12 protein-coding genes are annotated in these 20,284 nt (G+C 51.8%); 11 read left to right on the top strand and 1 reads right to left on the bottom strand.

Going from position 1 to position 20,284, the window contains the following annotated elements:
- Positions 1 to 14 precede the first annotated feature (14 nt).
- Positions 15 to 842: a glycerophosphodiester phosphodiesterase gene (locus ACFSW5_RS13630; protein WP_379273852.1), complete on the bottom strand. Its 828-nt coding sequence runs from the start codon at positions 840 to 842 to the stop codon at positions 15 to 17.
- Positions 843 to 1,118: 276 nt separating this feature from the next.
- Between ACFSW5_RS13630 and ACFSW5_RS13625 the strand changes: the two genes are divergently transcribed.
- The 11 genes from ACFSW5_RS13625 to ACFSW5_RS13575 all read left to right on the top strand — a co-directional run bounded on the left by ACFSW5_RS13625 (position 1,119) and on the right by ACFSW5_RS13575 (position 20,254).
- On the top strand, positions 1,119 to 2,087 hold the full coding sequence (locus tag ACFSW5_RS13625) for a LacI family DNA-binding transcriptional regulator (RefSeq protein WP_379273850.1): 969 nt from the start codon (positions 1,119 to 1,121) through the stop codon (positions 2,085 to 2,087).
- Between the two features lie 141 nt (positions 2,088 to 2,228).
- The gene (locus ACFSW5_RS13620) at positions 2,229 to 3,179 is read left to right on the top strand and encodes an ABC transporter permease (RefSeq protein WP_379273848.1); all 951 of its coding nucleotides are present in this window, start codon (positions 2,229 to 2,231) and stop codon (positions 3,177 to 3,179) included.
- 12 nt (positions 3,180 to 3,191) lie between these two features.
- Positions 3,192 to 4,088 carry a carbohydrate ABC transporter permease gene (locus tag ACFSW5_RS13615; protein WP_379273846.1) on the top strand — a complete coding sequence of 299 codons (897 nt, stop codon included), beginning with the start codon at positions 3,192 to 3,194 and terminating at the stop codon, positions 4,086 to 4,088.
- A 122-nt stretch (positions 4,089 to 4,210) separates the two neighbouring features.
- Positions 4,211 to 5,833, top strand: a complete 1,623-nt coding sequence (locus ACFSW5_RS13610; RefSeq protein ID WP_379273844.1) for an ABC transporter substrate-binding protein — start codon at positions 4,211 to 4,213, stop codon at positions 5,831 to 5,833.
- A gap of 58 nt (positions 5,834 to 5,891) precedes the next feature.
- Positions 5,892 to 8,351 carry a PfkB family carbohydrate kinase gene (locus ACFSW5_RS13605; protein ID WP_379273842.1) on the top strand — a complete coding sequence of 820 codons (2,460 nt, stop codon included), beginning with the start codon at positions 5,892 to 5,894 and terminating at the stop codon, positions 8,349 to 8,351.
- 2 nt (positions 8,352 to 8,353) lie between these two features.
- Positions 8,354 to 10,630, top strand: a complete 2,277-nt coding sequence (locus ACFSW5_RS13600; RefSeq protein ID WP_379273839.1) for a GH32 C-terminal domain-containing protein — start codon at positions 8,354 to 8,356, stop codon at positions 10,628 to 10,630.
- Between the two features lie 206 nt (positions 10,631 to 10,836).
- Positions 10,837 to 15,384 (top strand): GH32 C-terminal domain-containing protein, encoded by a 4,548-nt coding sequence (locus ACFSW5_RS13595; protein ID WP_379273837.1) that lies wholly within the window; start codon positions 10,837 to 10,839, stop codon positions 15,382 to 15,384.
- 99 nt (positions 15,385 to 15,483) lie between these two features.
- Positions 15,484 to 15,786: an ArsR/SmtB family transcription factor gene (locus ACFSW5_RS13590; protein ID WP_379273835.1), complete on the top strand. Its 303-nt coding sequence runs from the start codon at positions 15,484 to 15,486 to the stop codon at positions 15,784 to 15,786.
- 98 nt (positions 15,787 to 15,884) lie between these two features.
- Entirely contained in the window at positions 15,885 to 17,075 is a 1,191-nt protein-coding gene (locus tag ACFSW5_RS13585; RefSeq protein ID WP_379273833.1) for an MFS transporter, read from the top strand.
- Between the two features lie 235 nt (positions 17,076 to 17,310).
- The gene (bla, locus tag ACFSW5_RS13580) at positions 17,311 to 18,210 is read left to right on the top strand and encodes a class A beta-lactamase (RefSeq protein WP_379273906.1); all 900 of its coding nucleotides are present in this window, start codon (positions 17,311 to 17,313) and stop codon (positions 18,208 to 18,210) included.
- A gap of 22 nt (positions 18,211 to 18,232) precedes the next feature.
- Entirely contained in the window at positions 18,233 to 20,254 is a 2,022-nt protein-coding gene (locus ACFSW5_RS13575; RefSeq protein WP_379273831.1) for a penicillin-binding transpeptidase domain-containing protein, read from the top strand.
- The last annotated feature ends 30 nt before the right edge of the window (positions 20,255 to 20,284 follow it).

Below are 20,284 nucleotides of genomic sequence, written 5' to 3'. Positions count from 1 at the left end.
GCCTTGCGAATCGTTTATTTTCTAGGATCTACGTAATCGGGATAATCCGTAATAATGCCGTCAACCTTCATTTTTAATAAAAATTCAGCTTCTTCCGGTTTGCGGACGGTCCAGGATTGAATTTTCATGTCATAGGCATGTACTTGTTGAACGAAATCTTCCGTTACGATGCTGTAATGCGGGTTAACATACTCGGCGTAAGCGGAAAAATCTTTTAAAGCTTGTTCCGTAGTATGTTCCTTGGACGAAGTAAGAACGCCAACCGGAACTTTTGGCAGCAGGCCGTTTATTTTTTTCATCGAATCGAAATTAAAGGATTGAATAATTATCTTTTCGTTTTGCGGTTTCTCCAGATGGCGTTCTTTTAATTTTTGCGCAACCGTTTCCTCAATTCCGGGGTAAAGTTCGGGAGCCTTCAGCTCTACCAGAATCCCGATTTTGCCATGGTACCGATCAAGGATTTCATCGAATGTGGGGATTTTTTCCCCTTTAAACCGTTCGCCCATCCAGCTGCCCGCATCAAGACTTCTGATTTGTTCAAACGTTAAATCTTTAACGTACCCGGTACCGTCCGTTGTTCTGTCGACGGTTGTATCGTGAATAATAACCAATTCCCCGTCCTTGCTTCTTTGGACATCTATTTCAATATAGTCGGCCTTCATTTCGACTGCTTTATCAAAAGCGGCAATCGTGTTTTCGGGCGCATATCCCGAAGCCCCGCGATGGGCTACCGTATCCACTTGCCGCCTCGCCCCGGCGGATTCCGAAGCGAAAGCCTGGTGCAACGGACTAAAAAACAACGCAATGGCAAGCCCAGCTCCTAATAAAGTTCCTTTCCTCATTCGTTTCATCTCCTTTTTTAGGAATTTCGAACATATTATAGCTTTCCAATGTAAATGGAAGATCAGTCCGATGTTAATGTTTTGTTTTGTACCTGTCGGAGATTCGCATCAAGAAATCGACTATAACTTTGGGGCGGTTCAATGCCGCTCCTTGTTATGCCGAACGTTGTCTTTAGCGCATAACAAAAAAATAATGAAACGTTTCCAATTTGTTATTGAAACGTTTCCAAAATGGTGCTATTATACTTCCATAAGACAGCTTAAGTGGGGGTTTCGATGTCGAGTATTAAAGATGTAGCCAACTTAGCCGGCGTAGCTGTCGGAACCGTGTCCCGCGTCATTAACAATTCGGGCGCAGTGAAACCCGCTACGCGCAAGAAAGTGGAGAAAGCCATACAAGAGCTGAATTATATCCCTAACGAGATTGCCCGAAATTTTAAAATGCGGAAATCCAAGATGGTAGCTCTGCTGCTCCCGAGCATATGGCATCCTTTTTTCTCCGAACTTGCCTTTTATATTGAAGACGAGCTGGATCGGGAAGGTTTTAAGCTGATGCTGTGCAATAGCGGCGGCAAACCTGAAAAGGAATTGTATTATCTGGAGATGCTTCAGCAGAACAAAGTGGCGGGAATTGTCGGCATTACGTACAACGATATCGAAAATAACGTTAGCAGCGACATTCCGATTGTCAGTATCGACAGACACTTCGACAAGAACATCACATGCGTCACCTCGGATAATTATGAAGGAGGACGACTGGCGCTAAGGGAGCTTGTTAAAGCGGGAGCCAGGAAACCGGCTTTTCTGGGAAGCGTCACCTCCGTTTTCAGCGAAACGATGAATCGGAGAGAAGGTTTCATTCATGAGGCGAACTTGCTTGGAATTGACTATGTCGTATACGAGAGGCCGGACCCTGTTATGGACGACGACGCCTATTACGGCGAGTTTCTAAAGGAGTATCCCGATGTGGACGGTATTTTTGCCATTACCGATATGTTCGCCGCCAAGTATATTGAAAGAGCAAGCAGGCTTGGCATTCGCGTTCCGGAGGATGTAAAGGTCATCGGATACGACGGCATTCAGGATCATCCGTATTTTCATCCGATATTGTCAACGATCAGGCAACCGGTAGAAGAGATGGCGCGTACGGCCATCAGGCTGCTCTTCAAAAAGATTGACGGCGAAACGTTGGATCGGGAAGTTTATCGTCTTCCGGTCATATTTAGACAAGGTGAAACGACTTGATTGCGATGCGGAAAACATCAGCTGCTACGGTCGCTTCGGCGTGTAAATTGGCCGGCTGGCGTTTTTCTCGAATTAAATTGGAAACGTTTCAATTAAAATTGGAAACGTTTCAAAAAACATACTTAGAAAGGGAGTTTGACGGTGAATTCAAGAGATTCCGGGGCAGAACAGCTGATAATCAAAGAAGATCGCAAAACTTGGGGACGAATCAAACGCAACTATGAATTGTATCTGTTTCTGCTGCCGATTGTACTCGTTTACCTTCTGTTTAAGTACTACCCGATGTACGGCGTGTTAATCGCGTTTAAAGATTTTTCGCCGAGCCAAGGGATTTGGGGCAGCGAGTGGGTAGGTTTCCGGCACTTTATCGATTTTTTTGATTCTTATAACTTCTGGACGATCATCACCAATACGCTTTCGCTCAGTTTCCTGTCGCTTGTGTTCGGCTTTCCGGCGCCGATTATCGTTGCGATTATGCTGAATCAAATGCTGGGCAAAAGATACAAAAAGTTTATCCAGACGGTGATTTATGCGCCTCACTTTATCTCTACCGTCGTGCTCGTTGGCATGCTGCATGTTTTTTTGTCGCCAAACAGCGGAATCGTGAACCAGATCATTACTTGGTTCGGAGGAGAACCGATTTTGTTTATGGCTGACGAAGGCTGGTTTCGTCCTTTGTACATTTTGTCAGGGATATGGCAAGAGACCGGCTTCTCCACAATTATTTACATGGCTGCTCTTGCGGGGATCAATCCCGAGCTGCATGAAGCAGCCGTTATGGACGGAGCAAGCAAATGGAAGCGGGTATGGCATGTGGATCTTCCCGGCATTTTGCCGACGATCGTTATCTTGCTCATTCTGGCGCTCGGGAACATCATGAGCATCGGTTTCGAAAAAGCTTTTCTGATGCAAAGCGATTTGAACTATGCCGCTTCCAATATTATTCCGACCTATGTATACGAAATGGGGATTCAGAAGGCGCAGTACAGCTTTTCGACCGCGGTCGGACTGTTTAATTCCGTTATCAATATTATTCTGATTGTTACCGTGAACCGCATCGCCAAAAAAATGACGGAAACCAGTTTGTGGTAAGGGGGATTCGCTTTGAACCAATTATTGAAGAGAAAAAGCAGAGGGGACGTTTGGTTTGACGCCGTCAACTATTTCGTGCTGACCGTCATTATGCTGCTCGTATTATTTCCGCTATGTTTCGTGCTGATCGCTTCTTTCAGCGATCCGAATTTGATTTATTCGGGAGATGTATGGTTATATCCGAAAGGCTTTACGCTAGACGGCTATGAACGAATTTTCAATGACTCCTCCATCTGGCTCGGGTATGCCAATTCCATTCTCTATGCGGGTCTTGGAACATTGATCGGGGTAGCGATTACCGTCTTTGCGGCCTATCCGTTAGCCCGCAAGGATCTGGTCGGAAGATCGGCCATTATGTGGTTTTTGATGATCACGATGTTTTTTAGCGGCGGGTTGATTCCGACTTATTTGTTAATCAAAGATCTTCACATGCTGAACACGATCTGGGCGCTCGTTATTCCCGGGGCCGGCGGCATATTCAATGTCATCATCGTCAGAACCTTCCTTCAGTCGTCCATTCCGGATGAAATGTGGGAAGCCGCTTCGATTGACGGCTGTTCCAACACCCGTTATTTCTGGAGCATTGTCCTGCCTTTGTCCAAGTCCATCGTTGCGGTCATGGTGCTGTATCATGTCGTCGGCTTCTGGAACGGTTTTTTTGACGCATTGATTTATTTGAACGTCGAGAGCAAGTATCCGCTTCAGCTGGTGCTGCGCAACATTCTCGTTCAGAATCAGGTCAACTCCGGCATGATGGTCGACGTGGAATCGTACGCGGCGAAGATGCGGGTTACGGAATTGATCAAATACGGCGTCATTATTGTCTCGAGCTTGCCGTTGCTGATTTTGTATCCTTTCCTGCAAAAATATTTCGTCAAAGGGGTCATGATCGGCTCGATCAAAGGTTGATTCCGGCGAGCTCTTGGAGGGGGGGGATGCGCAGCGGCAAACTTACCGCATCCGGTTAAATCCGGAATGAGGGCAATGACAGATTTAAATGGATGGAACGAACGAAAGGGAGGGTGCGTACAATGAAATCTTTATTCAAAAGCACGGCCATTGTTATGCTGGCGGGGGCGTTTGCGCTGAGCGGATGTACGGCAGGAGGCGGCTCCAACAATCAGGCGAAAAATCCGGAACAGGATGCGAATTTTAACCAAACCGGTCTTCCGATCGTGAAAGAAGCGGTGACGTTAAAGATGGTATCTCCGAAAGCGGCATTGGCCCCCGAGTATTCCGAAATGGAAATTTTCAAGCGGCTGGAAGAGCAAACCAACGTAAAGATCGAATGGGAGAACATTCCGGACACCGACTACGCGGAGAAGAAAAATTTGCTGCTGGCGAGCGGAGATTTGCCGGATGCTTTCTACGGAGCCGGATTCACGGATTACGAGCTGATCAATTACGGTCAAGACGGAACGATCATTCCGCTGGAGGATTTGATCGATCAATATGCGCCTAATTTGAAAGCGCTTTTGGAGCGCCGGCCCGACATCAAATCGTCGATTACGGCGCCGGATGGGCACATCTACGGGCTGCTGACATGGGAAGAGAATAACCTCGGAACCAATCCTTTCTTTCACGTCATCAATACAAAGTGGCTCGAAAAGCTGGGCCTGAAGATGCCGCAAACGCTGGATGAATATACGGCAGCGCTGGTTGCATTTAAAACGCAGGATCCGAACGGCAACGGCAAGGCTGACGAAATTCCGTTAAGCTTCATGCATATGCAGTGGTGTATGGACATCGGCGGGATATTCGGAGCTTTCGGACTTCCGGATAACCTGGAGCACCGGATCGTCCGCGACGGAAAAGTGATCTTTACCGCTACGCAGCCCGAATATAAGGAAGCATTGAAATATTTTCATGAAAAATGGTATAAGCAGGGCTTGATCGACCCCGAATCGTTCACCCAGGACGCCGCTCAATATTTGGCCAAAGGCAAAACAACGGACGAAACGCTCGGCTCCTATATCTGGTGGGAAATCGAAGAGGTCGTCGGACCGGAGCGAAGCGGCGATTATGCGCTGCTGTCTCCGCTCAAAGGACCAAACGGGGATCAATTGATCGGTCGCAGCAACGGCGGCGGTCCGGGTCGCGGCGCCTTCGTCATTACAAAAAAGAACCGTTACCCGGAAATTACGATGCGTTGGATCGATCAGCAGTATGAACCTTACATGGCTGCCCAAATTCATTGGGGTCCGCTCGATGTCGTATTCAAAAAAGACGAAAACGGAAAATTGGTGAACCTGCCGCTTCCTGAAGGAACCTCCGCAGGCGAATTCCGCCAAAAAGTGGCTCCGGGTACAGGCGGACCCGGCGTCATTACGATCGATGACTTCGGAAAAGTCGTCGATATGGAGCCTCGTGCCCAGCAGCGAGCCAAAGATTTAGAGCAATATTACAATCCTTATATGGAAAAGGAAAACTATCCGAGCATTTTCTTCGAGCCGGAGGAATTGGACAAAATCAACAGGATTGAGCCTGAATTGATCAAATATGTGAACACGCAAAGAGGCAAGTTCATCGTCGACGGCGGCGTGGACGAACAGTGGGACAGCTATGTGAAGACGCTGGAGAAGATGGGCCTGAACGAATTGATGGAAATTTATCAGAAGGGATTGGACCGTTACAACGAGACTTTAAAGCAATAGCGGATGCAAGATCATTAGAAATCGTATAAAAACATAAGAAGACAGGCGGGGAGAAACTGTGCTTGATGTAATAGCTATCGGGGAAGTATTGATCGACCTTACTCCGGCGGGCCAAACGGCGGGAGGCAACGAGCAGTTTGAATGCAATCCCGGAGGGGCTCCGGCTAACGTAGCGGCCGCGCTATCCCGGTTAGGAGCCCGATCGGCTCTTATAAGCAAGGTCGGGGAGGATCGATTCGGTTCGTTGCTGCACAATACTTTGCTTAGCAGCGGCGTCGACGTGTCTGCGCTTTCGTGTACGGACGAAGCCAATACGACGTTGGCATTTGTCCATCTGGACGACAACGGAGACCGGTCGTTCAGCTTTTACCGGAAGCCGGGAGCGGATACATTTTTGCGCTTGGAGGATATTCCGTTCGATAGGATTGGAAACTGCCGGGCATTGCATTTCGGTTCTTTGTCGATGACCCATGAGCCGGCCCGTACCGCAACGAGAGCGGCGGTTATGAAGGCCAAGGAGGCGGGAGCGCTGCTTTCGTTCGACCCGAACATCCGGTTTGCGTTATGGGAGAGTAAGGAAGAAGCGAAACAAAATATCGTTTGGGGCATGAAATATGCCGACATTCTGAAAATTTCGGAAGATGAGCTCTGCTTTATGACCGGTACAACCGATGTGGAAAAAGGCTCGCTAGCGCTGCAGCAGCAGTTCGGTATTCCATGGATCGTCGTCACGTTAGCGGAAAAAGGCTGCTATTACCGGTTGGCCGGTAACGAAGGATACGTACCCGGCTTCCGTACAAAGGCGGTCGATACGACGGGAGCCGGCGACGCTTTTCTGGGCTGCTTGTTATATAAAATATTGGAGGCCGGAATTGAAATAAACCAGCTGGCTAAAGAGCAAATCGTCGGCATGCTGACATTTGCGAATGCAGGCGGCGCGCTAGTCACGACAAGGAAGGGAGCTCTTCAATCTATGCCGACCACAGATGAGATTAACAAGATGATCGAGTCCAATCAACCGTCCCATGAAAGTTTCAGACCGGGGTTTCATTTTTCAGTTCCTGCGAATTGGCTGAACGATCCGAACGGATTAGTGTATTACGAGGGAGAATACCATCTGTTTTATCAGCACCATCCTTATAGCAGCAAATGGGGGCCGATGCATTGGGGCCATGCCGTAAGCGAAGACTTGGTTCATTGGCGGCATGAGCCGATCGCTTTGTACCCGGATGAGCATGGAGCCATCTTTTCCGGTTGCTGCGTGGTGGACTGGAATAATAGCAGCGGACTGTTCGAGGGCTCGCATGGATTGGTCGCGATCTTTACCCATGCGGACACCAATCCGGAGACCGGACAGCCGCGGCAGCGGCAAAGCTTGGCTTACAGCAGCGATAAAGGCCGAACCTGGCGCAAATACGAAGGAAATCCGGTTCTCGCCGAGCGCGATCTGGTTGATTTCCGGGATCCGAAGGTGTTCTGGCATCCGCAAAGCGAGAGGTGGATTATGGTGCTTGTTGCGGGAGACCATGTCCGGTTTTATCGATCGGAAAATTTGCGCGAATGGTCGCGATCAGGCGAATTCGGCTATGGGGAAGGCTCGCATGACGGAGTTTGGGAATGCCCGGATCTCTTTGAATTGCCGATCGACGACAGCGGACGTTCCAAATGGGTGCTGATCGTAAGCATTGGGGACAACCCTTCTTGTCCGGAAGGATCGCGTACGCAATATTTTATCGGAGAGTTCGACGGAAATACGTTCATCAACGACAATCCGGCCGATCGTATCCTGTGGCTCGACTACGGCCGGGACAATTATGCGGGAGTCACCTGGTCGGATATGCCCGAGCAAGACGGACGGCGCGTAATGATCGGATGGATGAGCAACTGGAAATATGCGGGCGAGACGCCGACCGGAACCTGGAGAGGCGCCATGACGCTGCCTCGCGTCTTGTCATTAACGAGCCGGGACGGAGGACTTGTTCTGACCCAAATGCCTGTCCGGGAAATCGAGCGGCTGCGGAAAGAGACGCTAAGCTGGAATGTGGTGACGGTTACGCCGGAGGCTCCGTTTGTGCTGAAGACGAATAATGATCTGTTGGAAATGGAAGCGGACATCGATACCCGGTCCGGTGACGAGGTTCAAATCATAATAAAAACCTCCGGGCAGAGCGAGACCGTTATTGGATACGACCCCGTGCGCCAATGGCTATTCATCGACCGCTCGAATTCGGGCTTGACCGGCTTTCACCCGCAGTTCGGATGCAAACACGGCGCCGGCGCGGCCCCGGAGAACGGCAAGATCAAGCTGCATATTTGGCTGGATCGCAATTCGGTTGAGGTGTACGCGAATGATGGCTTGGCGGCGCTGACGGATCAAATATTCCCCGATGCTCCGCTGGACCGTATTTGCATAAACGCGAGATCGGGGCAGATTGTGCTGAATTCGCTTCATATCCATGATCTTAAGCCCATTCATGATTCGATCGATAACGAAGAGCAGACGAGCAAGGAGGGATGATCATGACCCGCGTTCCCGACGATCGGGGATTGATGATGTATTGGGCGTTCGATGAAGGAACCGGAGCGAGCGCTCTGGAGAGCGTATCCAATGTCCGGGACGATATTCAATACGTATTTAATGATGCGGAGTTTACCGAGCCGTGCGATCCGCAGTGGAGACGCGGAGTATCGGGAAGCGGTCTTCTGTTCGACGGTTATTCGACATACATCGCCCATCCGTTCAAGGGAGATCCGACCGGCGAGCCGGCATATCGGTCGGCGCTAAGCATCGGAGTATGGGTTGCGCCCCGCTCCTATGAATGGGGCGACGAAGGCAAATTGTCCGCCATTATAAACCGCCACGATAGGGAGCGCAAGCAGGGTTATTTGCTTGGCCTGTTTCGCCACGGCACCTGGTCCTTCCAAGTCGGGCTTGAAGGAGGACGCTGGGAGGAGCTGCGGGCGCCGGACGGCCATGAACTGCCCAAAAACGAATGGTCTTACTTAAATGCCGTGTTCGACGGAAACGAAGGCGAAATGAAGCTGTATTTGAACGGCGGCGAAATCGCTTCGGCCGCCTTGCCCCGGGGATCCCGTTTGGCCGAGGCGGCGGGCATGGATTTGCTCATCGGCAAAAACAATCATAGCAGCCTGTTGTCGGAGACGTTCAGCCTTCATATGTTCAGCGGTATTATCGATGAGCTTAAGATTTATAATCGGGCCCTGAGCCCGGAAGAGGCGGCCGCTTCTTATCGGCATATGCTGGATTCCGCCCACGGAGGAGACCGGCCCCAACTATATTATGACGAGATAAAGCTGGATCGGACGCCTCTGCTGGCGGACCGGCACAGGCCCCAATATCATGTCAGCCCGCCGGCCCATTGGATGAACGAACCGCATGCTCCGATTTATTTTGACGGGCAATACCATTTGTTTTATCAGCATAACCCGCATGGGCCGTTCTTTCATCAAATCCATTGGGGGCATTGGGTAAGCAAGGATATGGTCCATTGGCGGGATCTTCCCGTAGCCCTGGCGCCCGAAAAGGATCGGCTCGCGCCGGACGGGATATGGTCGGGAAGCGCGACCTATGATGCGGAAGGCTTGCCTGTCTTGTTCTTTACGGCGGGCAATGACAGCGCTTCGCCGAATCAGAGCGTGGCGCTTGCCCGAAGCGTCTATTCCCGGGATGGAGATCCGGATCTCGTTCACTGGGTCAAGCATCCGGAGCCGTTGATCGTGCAGAAGAAGGGAATGGGCGCATTCGGGGATTTCCGGGACCCGTTCGTCTGGAAGGACGATGACGGCTGGTATGCCCTGGTCGGGTCCGGGATCGAAGGCGAAGGCGGGGCGGCGCTTGCTTTTTCGTCGCAGGATATGATGAATTGGACGTACAAAGGGCCTTTTTTTAAAGCGGATATAGGGAAGTTTCCTTATCTTGGGCCGATCTGGGAGCTCCCTGTGCTCCTGCCCCTCGGCAGCGACAAGCAGGGGGTGAACAAGCATCTTCTGCTGGTCAGCCCTGTAGGAGAGGGAGCGGACGTCGAGGTGTTCTACTGGATCGGGCAACTCGACAAGCATCGCTTATCGTTTGTTCCCGATCAAGAGGAGCCTCAACTGATTGACGTCGGCGACTTTCATTTTACCGGCCCAAGCGGCATGGTCGATCCGAAGACCGGCAGAAAGATCATCTTTACGATCGCCCAAGGCGAACGGCCGTCCTTGCAGGAATATAAAGCGGGCTGGGCCCATAACGGCGGCTTGCCGATAAGCGTGTACTTGAGGGACGACGGACGGCTCGGAATCGAGCCGATTGAGGAGCTTCAATCGCTGCGCGGCGCCAAGCGGCTATCGCTCAGGGACAAGTCATTGGCCGAAGCGAATGCGATGCTCCGGGACGTTCAAGGCGATATGCTGGAGATTCAATTGGAAATGGAGCCGGGCAGCGCTGAGCGGTTCGGAATCAAGGTCCGGCGTACGCCGGATGGCGAGGAAGAAACCTTGCTGTATTATGATTTGAATCAAGCTATGCTTATGGTCGACCGGACGAAAACGACGCTCCATCCGGGAGAAAAGTGCGGAGGGATTCAAGGCGGCAAGCTGGAGCTGTTAGGAGAGAATTTGAAGCTTCATATTTATTTGGACCGCTCCATGATCGAAGCTTATGCAAACGGATTAAAAAGCTTGACGACCCGGGCGTATCCGAGCCGCAGCGATGCTTTGGGGCTTGAGCTTTGGGCGGATGGGGATACGGCCGTTAAGTCGATGGATATTTGGGATATGCAGTCCATTTGGTAGCGCGAGCGCTTAGGCGCTCCTTACCGCATGGATCATGAAACAATCGATCAAGTGACTTTACATTTCTGTGAATTGGAAACGTTTCATATTTCCCTCTTAACCTCTTGATTATTCATCCTTGTAAGGGGAGCATTTCGAAATAGCGAAATTCGAAATCGGGCAACGATAGGTTGGCATGAATAAGAGACGATGAAGGAGGCCCTTCAATGAGGGAAGTAAAAAGAGGAAAAAAATCCGGGTTCGCCGCGTTGGCGATCTGGAGTCTGTTCTTTCAGCTAATCGCTCCCGGAATCTCGGCCGCAGCCGAACCCGGAGCCGATATTGAGGATGCGCTCATTTCTGAGGCTGAATCGGAAATACCGGTTACGGACGCGGTCTATCAAGACTCGGGAATGCCCGTTACGGATGCGGTCTATCAAATCGAAAATCCGGGATTTGAAACCGGGAACTTGACGGGATGGTCCGTTGCCGAAGGCGGAGCATTCGGTCCGGACAGCGTATCGGACGAAACGGTCTGGTGGGCGGAACGAATTCCGTACGACCAGGAAGGCGCTTATCATCTAAACGGCTGGAAGTATCCCGAATCGGAAACAGGCGTGCTTCGTTCCAGTACGTTCGAGCTCGGCGGCAGCGGCTGGATCAGCTTCAAGCTTGGCGGCGCAAAAGATCCGGACAAAGCATTTATAAATATCGTGGAAGCGGATACGGGACAAGTCGTTGCGAGATACGGCAACAGCGCCTTCACCGACGTCGGCTTTCCCGATCCGGCGCAAGGCATGCGGCTTGCCAATATGGAGCAATATAAGGCCGATCTTTCCGGGCATTTCGGCAAAAAATTGTATATAGAGATCGTTGACCACGCGACCTCGGATTGGGGACTGATTTTTGCGGACGCATTCTTCATGTACCATGAATCCGAGCCGGCCGAAGGCATAGTTGCAACGGATATCAAGCCGGATTTCGAACGCTATCAAATCGAAAACCCAAGCTTCGAAACCGGGGATTTGACGGGATGGACCGTGATCGAAGGTGACGCATTCGGTCCGAACAGCGTATCGGACGAAACGGTCTGGTGGGCGGAACGAATTCCGTACGACCAGGAAGGCGCTTATCATCTAAACGGTTGGAAGTATCCCGAATCGGAGACAGGCGTGCTTCGTTCCAGTACGTTCGAGCTGGGCGGCAGCGGTTGGATTACGTTCAAGCTGGGAGGGGGCAAGCATACGGACCAAGTGTATGTGAGCGTCATCGAAGCGGAAACGGGAAACTTGATCGCGCGATACGGCAACAGCGCCTTCACCGACGTCGGCTTCCCCGATCCGGCGCAAGGCATGCGGCTTGCCAATATGGAGCAATATAAAGCGGATCTGTCCAAGCATATCGGCAAAAAACTGTATCTCGAAATCGTTGACCACGGCGTATCGGACTGGGGACTGGTCTTTGCGGACGCCTTCCGCACCTTTCACGAGATCGTGCCGGAGGATGGGGTCGTTGCCGAGAATATAATCCCGGCGGAGATCGCGAACCGCGGCTTTGAAACCGGCAATCTCGACGGCTGGACGGTTGAGGGAGACGCTTTTCACGTGACCGATGAAGCTCACGCCGCCAAAGAAGGGAACTTCTACGCCTTATCCTCCTCGGAAGGACAGGGCTCCATCACCTCCAATACGTTCACGCTTCAAGGAGCGGGAATCATTAACTTCACCGTTCTGGACATCCTCAATCCGGAAGGCGCCTATGTCTCGCTTTACGATGCGAACAGCAATACAGTGATTAAAAAAACCGGGCATATCGCCGCTAACGAGCAAATTTCCTGGAAGGTGCAGGAGCACTACAACAAGAAGCTTTATGTTAAGGTCGTTGACCAATCCGGTGACGCCGGCATTGCCGTTGACGGTTTCCAAGCGCGCACGGAGGGTACCGTTGTCCATCTGGGCCTCGATGAAGGCGCCGGCAAGAAAGCGTTGGAAGAAGTACGAAATGTTGAGCATGATGTCAACTATGTTTTTAACGATGCAAGATACATGGCGCCGAAGGATCCGAGGTGGACCCCGCGCGGAGTAAAAGGCGGAGCCTTGTTGTTCGACGGGTATTCGAATTATATCGAGATCGATGCAGACGAGACCGTTCCGGTAAGCGACGCCTTAACGATCGAAGCATGGGTTGCGCCGCGCAGCTATGAATGGGGAGACGGCAATAAGCTGTCTGCAATCGTGAACCAATCCGATCAAGATAAAGCGGAAGGCTTCGCCCTCGGCATGTACCGGCACGGTACATGGTCGTTGCAGGCCGGCATTGGCGGACGGTGGATTCAGGCTTGGGTAAACGATCATCCGTTGGAAAAATACAAGTGGAATTATGTGGCTGCTACTTTCGATAAAGAAGACGGAATGATGAGATTATATTTAAACGGCAAGGAAGTGGCTTCCCAAGCGACGCCTGCTGGCGTGCCGATCTCGCCGTCGGGAGAAAGCTTGATTGTCGGTAAAAATAATAAGCCTGTAGAGCTCGCAGGGTTGTTCTCCTTCAATATGTTCAGCGGACTTATAGATGAAGTGAAGGTGCATAACCGAGCCCTTACAAACGGGGAGATACTTGCCGAATATGAGAGCGCGAAGGCGCTTCATGGCGGTGTCGTTCCGGAAATTCCGAACGCGGACATCGATGAAGACCCTAGCGTGTTCGACGGAGACCAGCACCGCCCCCAATATCACGCGATACCTCCGCAGAACTGGATGAATGAAGCCCATGCGCCGATTTATTATAACGGCAAATACCATTTATTTTATCAACATAACCCGCAAGGACCCTATTGGCATCAAATCCATTGGGGGCATTGGGTGAGCGACGATATGGTGCATTGGGAAAATGTAAGGCCTGCTCTTGCGCCCGAAGCGGGCCCGCTTGATCCGGACGGCGCATGGTCGGGGAGCGCAGCCTATGACCGCAACGGCAATCCCGTTCTGTTCTATACCGCCGGCAACGACTCCGAGTCGCCGAACCAAAGAACGGGGCTTGCAACGCCGGCCGATTTGTCCGATCCTTATTTGGAGCAATGGGTCAAATATCCGGAACCGGTAACGGAGCAGAACGGGATCGGCATCCACAACGAGTTTCGCGATCCGTTCGTATGGTACGACGAAGAGACGGATAAGTGGTATCAGTTAGTGACTTCCGGCCTTCCGGATTTCAGCAGCGGCACGGCTTTGGTGTATGTATCCGACGATATGTACAATTGGGAGTATAAGGGCCCTTTATACGTGAGTGACAGAAGTCTTTATCCGGAGTTGGGCACGGTTTGGGAACTGCCGGTATTATTGCCTTTAGGCACGGATAGTACGGGGAAGAAAAAACATATTTTTATCATCAATCCTCACGAAAAGCCGGAGCATGTTCCCCCGGCGAAAGATGTGCAAAGAGATGTTGAGGTTTATTACTGGATCGGCACTTGGGACCGGGATAACTTCAGGTTTATTCCCGATCGGGAGGCGCCTTCCAAAATGGACGTAGGCGACGGCTATTTAACTGCTGAGAGCGGTCTGGTCACGCCTGACGGACGAACTGTCGTTTTCTCCATGGTGCAAAACGTAAGGACGCCGCAAGCCGAATATCAATCCGGATGGGCGCATAATTTGGCTTTGCCGGTTGCCTTAAGCCTGGATGAGCATGACGAATTGCGTATCGAGCCGATTCAAGAATTGCAGAGTCTCCGGGGAAATAAGCTGGCGGATATTTCGGACAAAAATTTGCAGAGCGCAAATCAACTAATCAAGGATATCAAAGGCGATATGCTGGAGATTGTGATGGAAATCGATCCGGGCGAAGCGCAGAAATTCGGCCTCAAGGTGAGGCGTTCCGAGAACGGCCAGGAGGAGACGCTCATCTACTATGACAAGTCGGATAGTACCTTTAACGTGGACCGTACCAAGAGCAGCATCGATCCGGACGTCCGGGTGGACGGCATTCAAGGCGGATACGTCAACCTTGACGGAGAGAACTTGAAGCTTCATATTTTCCTCGACCGCTCGGTCGTCGAAGCGTTTGCCAATTACAAGAAAAAGCTGACAACCCGCGTCTACGTAGGCAGATACGACTCCTTAGGCTTGCAGATCTGGGCTGACGGCGATATTACGGTCAAGTCGATGGAAGTATGGGCGATGAATGCGTTAACGGGCGAACCGGCTGCTCCGGTTTATGTGCCCGAAAATTGGGACAATTCCGTGTACAAGGATATTACGGAACTGCCTAACCATGATTTTGCCACGGGCGACTTAACAGGGTGGATTGCGGAAGGAGACGCCTTCCAGAATATTCATGTGACCGACGCCAAGTTTTTCTGGGACACCATTTATTTCAACCCGTCGCAAAAAATACCTGGCGGCTATCATCTGTGGGGATTCAATGAGCAAGCCGGCGGCGACAGTTTAACGGGAACGCTAAGATCGCAAAATTTCGTCCTTGGCGGGAACGGCAGGATCGATTTCCTTATGAGCGGCGGCCGCGATATTGACCGTCTGTATGTTGCGCTCGTTCGGGCGTCGGACGGCAAAGAGTTATTTAAAGAGACAGCGACCAATTATGAAGAATATCAACGGAAAATTTGGGACGCTTCGGATTATGTCGGCGAGGAGCTTTACATTAAGGTAGTGGACCAATCCACAGGCGGTTTTGGACATCTTAACGTCGATGATTTCAATGTGCCGGTACAAGTGATGAGAACAGATCGTTCCAACCGTTCGAACAATCGCTCATAATTCCCTCGGAGCCATACGTAAAAGGAACCGCCGACCGGCGGTTCCTTTCTTTCTATTTCACCAATTGACATATCGTAAATTATCGATATAATTACAGGTATGGATCCTATTGAAGTGTTTAAAGCGTTGTCGAACGAGTCGAGACTGCAGATCTTGCAATGGCTTAAGGAGCCGGAAAAACATTTTGTGCCCCACGAAGGGATTGATATGAGAAAAATCGGGGTATGCGTCAGTCAAGTGACCGATAAGCTGAACATGACGCAGTCGACGGCTTCGCAGTATTTGTCCATACTTCAACGAGCCGGTCTGATTCAAACGGAGCGGATAGGCAAGTTTACGTATTACAAAAGAGATGAAGAAAAGATACGTGAAATTGCCGCTTTCTTAAAAAGCGAACTTTAATTTGAACTGAATACTTAAACGTATTCGGTTTTTATTTCGCCATTCGTATCGACATATCGCGATATGTAATTATAAATGAAACAGGGAGAGTGGTCGCATTGTCTCATGCGTGGAAGGTTTATGTTTTGGCGTTGGTTAGTTTTTTGGTCGGCACCTCGGAGTATGTCATATCCGGAATTTTGGATAAGATCTCGGATACGATGGGCATCTCCGTTACTTCGGCAGGGCAGCTTGTCACGATTTTTTCCTTCGTTTACGCCATTTTTACGCCGGTCCTCATGGCGTTGACGGCAAAAGCGGAAAGACAGAAACTGCTGATATGGGCATTAGGCCTTTTTGTGTTAGGGAATGTTTTGTCTTTTGTTCTGCCCGGATATGAGCTTTTTGTCGCAGCCCGCGTCATTATGGCTTTAGGCGCCGGAATGGTTGTCGTCACCGCCTTGGACATTGCGGCCAAAATTGCCGCACCCGGCAAACAGGCAAGCGCCATAGCTACGGTCGTCATGGGATTTACCGCTTCATTGATTATCGGCGTTCCGCTGGGACGGATCGCAACGGCCGAATTCGGATGGAGATCCGTGTTTGGCTTGCTGGCGCTGGCGGGCTTGCTGGCCATGCTGGTGCTGTACTTTGCCATACCGCGGGTCAAAGGGGATGAACCTGTGCCGTTGTCGAAGCAGCTTGCTTTTCTGAAAAACGGAAAAGTATCGCTTGGGCTTGCGATTACGTTCTTCTGGCTCGGCGGATATTCGATTGCCTATACGTATATTTCGCCTTATCTCCTCGAGGTCGCCGGCTTGAAAGAAGGAATGCTGAGCGGAGTGTTGTTGGCGTTCGGAATCGCCAGCTTGGCCGGTTCCAAGCTCGGCGGGTTCAGCACGGATAAATACGGCGTATTCCCGACCTTGACCGGGGGAATGCTCCTGCATGTCGCAGCCCTCCTTCTGCTGTCTATTTCGGTTTCCGTCACCGACTCGTGGTGGCCCGTTCTAGGTTTGCTGGTGTTGTGGTCGTTCGCAGCCTGGTCTACCGGCCCTACGCAGCAGTACAATATGGTTCGGATTGAACCTAAATTTTCGGGCATTATGCTCAGTCTTAACCAATCGACGATGCAATTGTCTATGGCGGCCGGCGCCGGACTAGGCGGCATCTTCATCGACCAAGTGTCGCTATCTTCGGTTACATGGTTCGGAACGGCCGGAGTTATTCTGGCAATCGCTGCAGCCATTATGTTGAGGGTACGGATGAATGCCGGAGAAGAAGGGGCCCAAGCGGTCAGCGAAAATTAACGAAACCGGAATCGGATGGGGATCATCCGGTTCCGGTTTTTTATTTTCCGTGCGGCCTGGATTCGAGATTTGACTTTTGTGGATTACAAATGTAATATCTTTTTTGGATTACAAAAGTAATCAATTGGACCTGATTTGCACTTTGATAAATCAAATGAAAAGAGGTTGTCCGTTGAAAACAAGCTATTTATTTAATCTTCAAGCGAACAAACTGAAAATTGCCGCATCGACGGTTATGATCGCTCTGCTGCCGCTGACCGGATGCACAAGTGCCGATACGCCGCCGACTTCCGTCCAAAACGATCAGACGTTGCCGATAGAGGAACCGGCCGCAGCCGATCAAGCTTTCGTACAGCTGGAGGACGAATATGACGCCAGGCTCGGCGTTTACGCCATCGACACCGGATCGGGCCGTACGATCGCCTATCGGCCCGATGAACGGTTCGCTTACGCGTCGACATTCAAGGCTCTGGCGGCAGGCGCCGTGCTGCTGACGAGCACGATCGAGGAACTCGACGAAACGATTCGTTATTCCGGCGAAGAGATAGTTGCGAATTCTCCGATAACGGAAAAACATGTATCGACCGGGATGACGTTAAGGGGAGTCAACGACGCCGCCGTTCGTTACAGCGATAATACGGCGGGCAATCTGCTGCTCGACCGGCTGGGCGGGCCCGCCGGCTTCGAAGCGGTTCTAAGGCAAATCGGAGATACCGTCACGCAAGCGGACCGTTACGAGACCGAGCTGAATGCAGCCGTTCCCGGCGACGACCGGGACACCAGCACTCCAAGGGCTCTAGCCGCCTCGCTGCATGCTCTCGCGATAGGAGAAGCGCTTCCGGACGACAAACGCGCGCTGCTCGTTGACTGGCTGAAAAGAAATACGACAGGAGACGAATTGATTCGCGCCGGCGTACCCGAGGGCTGGATCGTCGGGGATAAAACCGGCGCAGGGAGCTACGGAACGCGGAACGACATCGGCATTGTTTGGCCTCCGAACGGCGATCCCATCGTCATGGCGATCCTGTCAAGCCGCGATACACAGGATGCCGCTTACGACAACGCGCTCATTGCACGGGCCGCCGAAGCCGTCCTGGACGCCTTGACCCTAAACGGGAACGACGAATCGCAATGATAGGTTAGAGAAGAGGTGTTCTATGAATTATGTTCGTTTATTGATTGGCATCGGAATATTGCTGGTCGCTCTGACGGGGTGCAAAGAAGAGCGTCAACCGGAAGACGTTTTCGAAAGCTATATCGGCCATTGGCAGCAGGGGCGTTACGACCGGATGTACGACCTGATCTCGGAAACGTCCAAAGCCGCGTTATCGAAGGACGAATTCGTCGCCCGCTACCGCAACATATACGAGGGAATCGACATGAGCAACCTTACCGTGGCGGCAATTCCCGAAGACGAAGAAGCGAAAGACGGCGCATCCGACAGCGAAACCATTCCTTATCGGCTTAAGATGGACACGGCGGCGGGACCGGTCGCCGTGCAAGGCGCCATGCAGCTCGTAAGGAGCAAAGAAACAAAGCGTCAATGGAAAATCGAATGGAAGCCCTCTTTGCTGTTTCCGTCGATGGATGAAGGGGACAAGGTAAACGTCCGTACGTTGAAGGCGGAGAGGGGGGACCTCTATGACCGGTTCGGCCGGGAGCTTGCCATGAACGGAAGCATTGAAGAAGTAGGGATCGTTCCCGGCAAGCTGGGGCCGGCCGGGGACGAAACGATCGCCAAGCTCGCGGAGAGGCTTGCGGTTCCGGAATCGTTCATTCGGGAAAAACTGGCCGCGCCTTGGGTCAAGGACGATGTTTTCGTGCCTATTGTCAATGTGACGGGGGACCGGGTTCATCTTGATTTCGGCGATTTGGAGGGAGTCGCGAAAAGAACCAAAAGCGCAAGGTTGTATCCGTACGGAGAATCGGCCGCTCATTTAACCGGATATATTCGGCAAGTGACTGCCGAAGATATGGAGAAGTACCCCGAGAAGCGGCTGGCTGCGGACGACTTCATCGGCAAAGCCGGGATGGAGCTAATCTACGACGATCGGCTAAGGGGGCGGGACGGCGTCCAAATTGCGATCGTTAAAGCGGACGGGGAAATAAAAGAAACGTTGGCGAAGGCCGATCCGGTCGACGGGGAGGACATCCGGGTGACGATCGACGCGGAGCTTCAGCAATCGATGTATCGATCGCTGGAAGGAGACGCCGGGACCGGAGCGGCCATACAACCTCGGACCGGCGAGATTTTGGCGTTAGTCAGCAGTCCGGCGTACGATCCGAACCTGTTTATACAAGGATTGACTGAAGAACAATGGGGTTCATGGAACAATGACCCTAAGAAACCGTTATTAAACCGGTTTACGAAGCTGTATGCGCCGGGCTCCGTTTTTAAGCCGATAACCGCCTCCATCGGACTGCAGCTTGGGGTAAGCTCGGTCGATGAGATCAAAACGATCGAAGGATTAAGGTGGGCCAAGGACGAAAGCTGGGGCAACTACTACGTGAAGCGGGTGAGGGATGTTCCGGTCGAAAGCCTCGCGGATGCGATTGTAAATTCGGACAATATTTATTTGGCTCAAGAGGCTATCGAGATGGGGGCGGACAATTTCAGCCGGGAGGCGGAGAAGTTCGGGTTTGGCAAATCGTTGCCGATCGCCTATCCGTTTCCCCAAGCCCGTCTATCGAACGACGGCATTTCGAATGAAATCCTGTTGGCCGATTCGTCCTACGGACAAGGGGAAGTCGTGATGAGCCCGCTGCACTTGGCCCTTTCCTACACCCCCTTTATAAATGAAGGAAAACTGATAAAGCCCGTGTTGGAGCTTACGGACGGCGAGGAGCCGCGGGGCGAAGCGTGGGGCGACCCGGTTCTGGCGCCGGAAACGGCCGCAGCGGTCAACCGCATGCTGCTCGAGGTTGTCGAGAACCCGAAGGGCACCGGGCACGGGGCATATATAAAGGGCCGCAAAATGGCCGGGAAAACCGGCACTGCGGAGTTAAAAAGAAGCAAAGACGAAAAAGGCCAGGAGAACGGCTGGTTCGTCGCTTACGAAACGGAACGGGCCGGGCTGCTCGTGGCCGTCATGATCGAAGATGTTCAAAGCCGCGGCGGGAGCGCTTATGTCGTGCGTCAAACGGCCCCTGTTCTCCGGGAGTTTACGCAGGACCGGTAGGAGGAGCGTTTCGCTTGAAAAAACGGTAAA

This window comes from Paenibacillus thailandensis (assembly GCF_042685365.1).
GTDB classification, from domain to species: Bacteria; Bacillota; Bacilli; order Paenibacillales; family Paenibacillaceae; genus Paenibacillus_AP; species Paenibacillus_AP thailandensis.
Note: the sequence above shows the minus strand (reverse complement) of the source record. Positions and strands in the feature narration are given on the sequence as shown.